The organism is Tranquillimonas alkanivorans (assembly GCF_900115595.1).
GTDB lineage: Bacteria > Pseudomonadota > Alphaproteobacteria > Rhodobacterales > Rhodobacteraceae > Tranquillimonas > Tranquillimonas alkanivorans.
Genome location: NZ_FOXA01000029.1, coordinates 26,738 through 33,596, shown reverse-complemented (window position 1 = coordinate 33,596; position 6,859 = coordinate 26,738). Strand labels below are relative to the sequence as shown.

Annotated in this window: 6 protein-coding genes and 1 pseudogene; 4 read left to right on the top strand and 3 right to left on the bottom strand. The window is 63.1% G+C overall.

Going from position 1 to position 6,859, the window contains the following annotated elements:
- From BM162_RS19145 to BM162_RS19130, 3 genes and pseudogenes are all read right to left on the bottom strand, one after another.
- The coding region (locus tag BM162_RS19145) for a hypothetical protein (RefSeq protein WP_143096233.1) at window positions 1-653 on the bottom strand (653 nt) is incomplete at its 3' end.
- Window positions 654-1,297: 644 nt separating this feature from the next.
- Window positions 1,298-1,530: pseudogene (locus BM162_RS19135) on the bottom strand (transposase); the annotation flags it as partial.
- 155 nt (window positions 1,531-1,685) lie between these two features.
- The gene (locus BM162_RS19130; protein ID WP_218153139.1) at window positions 1,686-2,594 is read right to left on the bottom strand and encodes a LysR family transcriptional regulator; all 909 of its coding nucleotides are present in this window, start codon (window positions 2,592-2,594) and stop codon (window positions 1,686-1,688) included.
- Between the two features lie 154 nt (window positions 2,595-2,748).
- On the opposite strand from BM162_RS19130, the gene BM162_RS19125 reads away from it, so the two are divergent.
- The 4 genes from BM162_RS19125 (at window position 2,749) to BM162_RS19110 (ending at window position 6,858) form a co-directional block, all read left to right on the top strand.
- Window positions 2,749-3,792 (top strand): ABC transporter substrate-binding protein, encoded by a 1,044-nt coding sequence (locus tag BM162_RS19125; protein WP_093425168.1) that lies wholly within the window; start codon window positions 2,749-2,751, stop codon window positions 3,790-3,792.
- Between the two features lie 5 nt (window positions 3,793-3,797).
- Entirely contained in the window at window positions 3,798-4,607 is an 810-nt protein-coding gene (locus BM162_RS19120) for an ABC transporter ATP-binding protein (protein WP_093425171.1), read from the top strand.
- Complete coding sequence (locus BM162_RS19115; protein WP_093425166.1) at window positions 4,607-5,413, top strand: ABC transporter permease; 807 nt, start codon at window positions 4,607-4,609, stop codon at window positions 5,411-5,413. The genes BM162_RS19120 and BM162_RS19115 overlap by 1 nt, the downstream gene beginning before the upstream one ends.
- 80 nt (window positions 5,414-5,493) lie before the next feature.
- Window positions 5,494-6,858, top strand: coding sequence for an FAD-dependent oxidoreductase (locus BM162_RS19110; RefSeq protein WP_093425165.1), 1,365 nt, complete (start codon window positions 5,494-5,496; stop codon window positions 6,856-6,858).
- Window position 6,859 lies beyond the last annotated feature (1 nt).

Below are 6,859 nucleotides of genomic sequence, written 5' to 3'. Positions count from 1 at the left end.
AGCTCGAGGAGGATGTCCCAGTCCTCATGCGCGAAGACGTCGGCTTGGGCCTTCCGGTAGAGCGCCTTCCGCTCGAGGATCATCCGTTCCTCGACGTCGCTCTCCCCTCTGTCCCTTAGGTAGTTGGTGAGGAAGACGTCCGCTCCCTTCCCAGGCAGCCCCGTGCTTCCACGCACGACGAGGACCTCGAGCGGCGGGAGGTCGGCGTAGGTTTCGGGAACCCGAGAGCTGGGGTCCCGCGCCTCCCGCCGCACATGGTCCACGACGTCGCCCAGAAGGCCCAGCGGCTTCGACAGTTTCGGCAAGGTTCCCGTCGGAGTCCGGCTGGGATCGCGGCGATGCAGTTCACCATCCAGATCGCGATAGCTCAGAATCTGTCCCTTGCGCGCCTGTTCGATCAGCACTGGCACGGTCGCACGGACGGTCTGTGCGGACCAAGAGCTTCCGGTGAACTCCATCCCGAGCCGCAGATACGCGAATGCCTCTGGGTCTTCTTCGTACTCGGTCTCCATGCCGGTCAGGCAATAGTCCAGCCATTGCGGCGTCTCCTCGCCCCTTGCTGCCTCCATGATGAGCTCCGGAGAGAGTTCGAGAAGATAGCTCGCTTGAGCCGCCGTCAGCTTGAGGCCTTTCAGTCGTTCCATGCCAGTCATTGAACCACTCTCCAGTTTGAGTTGATTACACCAGTGCGATTTATTATCACTAATGCACGAAAGCAAACCTATTAGTGAAGTCGCGCGCTTCTGGTGAGCGCTGCGGGCTGGTCCCGGCCTCACGTCGCCCCCCTTGTGCGCTCGCCGAGCGTACAAGCATCGGCGTTCCGCAAGGCCTCCCGTTAAAGCCCGTTATCGGGGCGATCGGCGCGGGTGTGGACAGAGCGCCTGAAGTGCCTACGTGCCGAGACATGTGGCCTTACACTGTCCCCCATGATCTCAAGAAGCGGTTGGAAGAAGTTCTCTCTGCACGGACCCACGGCCCCGCCGAAGTGTGGGGTGAGGTTCGCGACTGGCTGGAGAAGCACGGCGTGGAAATGCCGGAGGGATTGGAGTTGGAGCCGCCGAAGCCGGAGCCTTGGGACTGGATGGATCAGTAGGTCCCTCCCCGCAGCGCCACGACGCCTCCGACCACAGTTCCGATAAGCGCACCCTGGTTATCGTGACCAGCTCAGGGCGTCCCCGCGGGCAGCGGCTCCCTTCTGCCTCAGGAGCCGGCGATTCCATAAGACAAGCTCCGCTATGGCAAAATATGCTGACGCCTTGCGGAGAATTTCGTTCGCCTGGCGCAGCTCCCGGTTCTACCGTTCGAGCGCCTTCATCTTCTCCGCCAATCGCTCGAGATGCCGCCGCGCTGCCCGCTGTCCACCTCGGCCTTCTTGACCCATTCGTTAAGGGTGTTCGCCGAACAACCGATCTTGGCTGCGATGGACACGATCGCCTGCCAGCGAGAACAGTGCCCGCCGTGATTGTCGAGGACCATCCGGACTGCTCGGTCGTGAACTTCCGGGGAAAACTTGTTTGTCGTCTTGCTCATGATGGCTCCAGTCTACTCAAGAGTTGGAGCCTCTGGCAGACCCGGTGCGGTTCAAGCCGACGTCAGCGAGCATCAGTGAGATGGAATGAGGCTCTCGGGCGTAACTGCCGGTATATTGGATCCAAGTCAGGAGCGGTGTGTCCGCGCAGTGTCGCTCACGAGTCGAGCCGCATCCGGCTCATCTCGCGCCCGACGGCGTCGCACATCAGTCGCTTCGCCGGGTCGATCACGGCATTGGCGGAGACCATGACCCCGATGCGGACGTTGTTCAGTGTTTCTTGGATAAGTGGCACGAACCGCAGATCGCCGCGCTCGACTTCTTCATAGAAGCCAATCTTCGTATAAAGGCCGATACCTTGGCCTGCGAGGATCATCTCCTTTGCAAGAACAAGCGTATTGGTGAAGATGTGTGTGGACAACGGCGAGGCCAGCGAGTTGATGGCCTGGTCAATGATTGAGTTGCGCCCGCGCGCGTCGATCGTCCGCACCAGCCGATAGGTCGCGATGTCGTCCACGGTCACGCTTGCCCGATTGGCCAGCGGATGGTCGGGCGGCAGGATGATCCCAAAGGGAGCGGACTTTTCGGAGAGCATCCGTACGTCGGGGTGCGTTGTGAAGGTGAAGGCGATACCGATGTCGGCTTCACCCGAGGTGATTGCCTGCACCACGTCTTCCGGCTGAGTGGTGGTGACGGAAATGGAGATGTCGGGAAACGTCTCGCTGAACTGACTCATGGCGCGGGGCAGGCAGCCAACCGCTATCGAGTCGATCGTGAAGATGTTGATGTGGCCCGTGCGCAGGTCGCGGATATCGTCGATCAGCACCCTTGCCCGTTCGTAGTCGTGGAGCGTCTTGCGACAGTGCTCCAGCAGTATTTCGCCCACCGCTGTTAGTTCGACGCCCTCTGAAGTTCGATCAAAAAGTGCAACTCCGAGCCTGCTTTCTACGCTCAGGATCTTCCGGTTGACCGACGTAGAGGAAACGTTCAGCACCAAGGCCGCCTTCCGGATCGATTTCTGCCGAGCCACTTCGTCGAAGTATTTCAGGAAGATGGAATGGATCACGTCCTCGGCTCCGTCGGGTGGTGCAGAAAGCGCACCACGGGTGGCAGAACTTTATTCTACCTGCATCGCCTCGTTGGGTCCTAACCTCAAGCCATCGGCCGGACAAGGACACAAAAATGCAGCGGCCGAGTCTGGAGCCCAACAGGAGACCAAGATGACTCGCGACATATCACCAGCCCTCAGCCGACGGTCCGTACTGAAGTCTTTGGGGGCGGTCGGCGCTGCTGCGTGCACCGGCACCTTCGTCAGTATCGAAAAGGCGTTCGCTCAGGACCTGCAGACCGTGACGCTCCAATTGGGATGGCTGGCGAGCAACGGCATTCTGGGCGAGGTCGCGGCGGATGAGCAGGGCTTCTTCGCCGAAGAGGGCCTGGCGCTCGATATCGTGCCCGGCGGGCCGAACATCGACGGCGTCGCCTCGGTGGCCTCGGGCCGCGCGAACATTGGGTCGATCTCGTCGAGCCCGTCGCTCATGCTCGCCCGCTCGGCCGGCCTTCCGGTCAAGTGCATCGCCGCCGGCTATCAGCGGCACCCGTTCACCTATTTCTCGCTCGAGAAGAACCCGGTGCGCGAGCCGAAGGACCTTGTGGGCAAGCGCGTAGCCACGAACGGTACGGCAAGGATCCTGCTCGAAGCACTGCTGGCGAAAAATGGTATTTCCGAGGATGACGTCGAGGTGCTGGTGATGGGCTCCGACATGGCGCCCCTGATGACTGGGCAGGCCGACGTCGTCACCGGCTGGAGGACCAACACCAGCGCGCTCGAGATCCTGGGCGATCAGCGTGTGGACATGTCGCTGTGGGATGCCGGCATCCAGCTTTACGCGAACCCGTACTATGTCACCGACCAGACGCTGTCCGAGAGCCCCGAGCTGGTGCAGGGCATGCTGCGCGCAATCGCCAAGGGCTGGGGCTGGGTGCACGAAAACCCCGAGGCGGCCGTCGACATCCTGGTGTCGCGCTACCCAAACCTCGACCGAGAGAACGAGCTCAAGACCGTGGGAATGGTGCTCGACTACTCCTTCAACGACGCCACCGCAGAACGCGGGTGGGGCACGATGACGAAGGAGAACTGGCAGGCGCAGATCGACGCCTATGACAGCCTCGGACAGTTCGAGAATGCCGCCCCCGCCGTGGACGACGTGATGACGTTGTCCGTCTTGGAAGAGACCGCCGACGCGCGGCCGAATTACGGGTGACCGCCATGATGGCTGCCGAGAACATCCAGGGTGCGCCGGTCCAATCGGCCCCCCGTGACCTCGCCGCGTCGCTGCAGGCGGCCTCCGTCCGCTTCGGCACGTTCACCGCGATCGAGGAGCTGACGCTCGATATCGAGTGCGGCTCGTTCTACACAATCCTCGGCCCGTCTGGCTGCGGAAAGTCCACCATGCTGCGGCTGGTCTCGGACCTTATTCCCGCGGCTTCGGGAGATGTGACGATCTTCGGCAAGACGACCGAGCAGGCGCGGCTCGCCCGCGAGTTCGCCTTCGTCTTTCAGGACGCGACGCTGCTGCCCTGGCGCAGTGCGCTGAAGAACGTGGAACTGCCGCTCGAGATCGGGCGCAACCGCGGGATCGACATTCCAGTGGGTTCCCGATCTCCGCGAGAGCTTCTGGAACTCGTAGGTCTGAAGGGGCGCGAAGATGCCCTGCCGCACGAGCTGTCGGGGGGCATGCGCCAGCGCGTCGCCATCGCCCGCGCGCTGGTCTGCCAGCCGAAGCTTCTGCTGATGGATGAACCGTTCGGCGCGCTCGACGAGATGACGCGCGACCGGCTGAACCTTCAACTGCTCGACATCTGGCGCGAGACGGGGACGACGATCCTCTTCGTCACCCATTCCATCGCGGAAGCGGTGTTCCTGGGCCAGAAGGTCATCATGCTGAAATCGCATCCGGGCCGCCTGCGCGAGGTGGTCGACATCGACCTGCCCGAGCCGCGCACCATCGCTCAACGCGACACACCCGAGTTCAACCGCTACTCGGCCTACCTGCGCAACCTTCTGGAGACTTGCTGATGGCCGTCATCGAAGACATGCAGTCCGTGCCCTCCATCGAGGACGTCGAGAAGATCAAGGACCGCAGGCGCCGCATGGCAGCCGTGGGCGTGCCGCTGGGTACCGCGCTTGGCCTGATCGCCCTGTGGCAGATCGGCGTGAAGCTTTTCGGCGTGCCGACCTACATAGCGCCGGCGCCGTCGGACGTGGCCGGTGCCTTCATCAGCAAGTTTCCGGTGCTGATGGAGAACTTCTGGCCGACGCTCTTCGAAAGCGTTGCGGGCTTCGCCGTGGGCAACATCGCCGCTATCCTTATCGCCGTCGCCTTCGTGCACAGCCGCCAGGTCGAGCGCGCGTTCTTCCCGATCGCGGTGTTCATCAACACCATTCCGATCCTCGCCATCGCGCCGATCCTCGTTCTGATCTTCGGGCCAGGCATCACCGCGAAGGTCGTGATCGCCGCGCTTATCTGCTTCTTTCCGACGCTGGTGAACATGGTGCGCGGCCTGCAATCGGTCAGCCCCCAGGCACTGGAGCTGGCGCGGATCCTGTCGGCCTCGAAGTCAGAGGTGTTCTGGAAGATGCGTCTGCCGTCGTCGCTGCCGTTCCTGTTCTCGGCGCTCAAGATCTCGGCCACCACGTCCGTAATCGGCGCGATTGTGGGGGAATGGGTCGGGGCCGACCTGGGGCTTGGTGCGCTGATCATCGACTCCACCTTCAACTTCAACTCGCCGCTGCTCTACGCGACCGTGTTCATGTCGTCCGGGCTGTCGGTGTTCATGTTCGCCATGGTCACGTTAGCCGAGAGGCTGGTGGTCCGCTGGTAGGCTAACCCACTGTGAAATCTGAATATTAAGCGCCTCGATCCGAAAGATGGTTGGCGGCGCATCAGGAGGAGTATGTCCAAATGACCGATCGTAACAAAGACCACATCTCATCCCGGTCCGAGCAAATCCCGGTCGTCGCCGACACCGACGTGGTCGTCGTTGGGGCCGGCCCCGCCGGTGTGACCGCTGCAGTCTCGGCTGCCCGCAACGGCGCTTCGGTGACGCTGCTGGAACGTTACCACCACCTCGGCGGTATGGCCTCGGGCGGAATGGTTCTGGTGCTCGACGACATGGTGAACGAGGGAAATGAGATCGTCACCACCGGCATCGTGAGCGAGTTCGTGGACCGACTGGAGCGCCAGGACGGTGCTGTCTATCCGCCGTCCGAGGACTGCCTGACCAACTGGGAGATGTGGCAGAAGTGGTCGCGCTGGGGCTGCATTGACTTCCACAAGCAGGGCATGCCGCAGCCGATCATCCACGCCGTCGCTTTTGACCCTGACGCCTGGAAGCGCGTGAGCCTCGATGTGGTGCGGGACGCCGGGGTGAACCTGCGCACGCACTCCTGGTTCTCCGAGGCGCTGGTCGAGGACAGCCGCGTGACCGGCGTCGTTTGCCAGACCAAGCTGGGCCGCCAGGCGATCCGCGCGAAGATGGTCATCGACGCCAGCGGCGATCTCGACGTGGCGTCCTCGGCCGGGGCGTCGTTCACCGACGGCCAATTCATCGTCACTACCGTCTTCCGGCTTTGCGATGTGGACACCGCGAAGGCCGAGGCGTTCGAGTACCAGAACCCCGAGGAATACAAGAAGCTCGACCGCCAGGCGCGCCGCATCATCGGCGGGGCGTGGGGCATGTGGTGGCTCAAGACGCCGTTGCCGGGGATCGTGTGGTGCAACTGCCCGCACATGCCGGGCTACGACGGACTGTCGCCCGAACACATGGTCGAAGCCGAGTACGAGGGCCGTGAGCGGATGATGGGTCTGTTGGCTTTCGCGCGGGCAAACTTGCCGGGTTTCGAGAACGCCAAGATGTTGGGCGCGGCCGAGCAGATGGGCATCCGCCAGACGCGGCTGCTGCAGGGCGAATACGTCGTGACAAAGGACGACGTGAAGAAGCGCCGCCACTTCGCCGACAGCGTCTGCCGAGGCCGCGATTACTACACCCCCTACCGGGCGCTGCTGCCCAAGGGGCTCGACAACCTGATCGTCGCGGGCCGGCACTACTCGGTCGAGAGCGAGGCGCAGAAGCAGTCGCGCGAGATCCCGCCCTGCATGAGCCAGGGCGAGGCCGCGGGCATCGCCGTCGCCAAGGCGCTGGAGGCGAACTGCGCGCTGCGCGACGTCGATGTAACGGCCATTCAGAAACAGATGCGCGCACAGGGCGCCGATCCGGGCGACGTGCCGTCGGCGAACGCGCTGGTCGAAGAGCCCGTGGACGCGTGAG

What these genes read in the sequence shown, in the direction of transcription:
- BM162_RS19120 (WP_093425171.1), top strand. Translation starts at nt 3,798, where the DNA reads ATGATGGCTGCCGAGAACATCCAGGGTGCGCCGGTCCAATCGGCCCCC.
- BM162_RS19110 (WP_093425165.1), top strand. Translation starts at nt 5,494, where the DNA reads ATGACCGATCGTAACAAAGACCACATCTCATCCCGGTCCGAGCAAATC.
- BM162_RS19125 (WP_093425168.1), top strand. Translation starts at nt 2,749, where the DNA reads ATGACTCGCGACATATCACCAGCCCTCAGCCGACGGTCCGTACTGAAG.
- BM162_RS19115 (WP_093425166.1), top strand. Translation starts at nt 4,607, where the DNA reads ATGGCCGTCATCGAAGACATGCAGTCCGTGCCCTCCATCGAGGACGTC.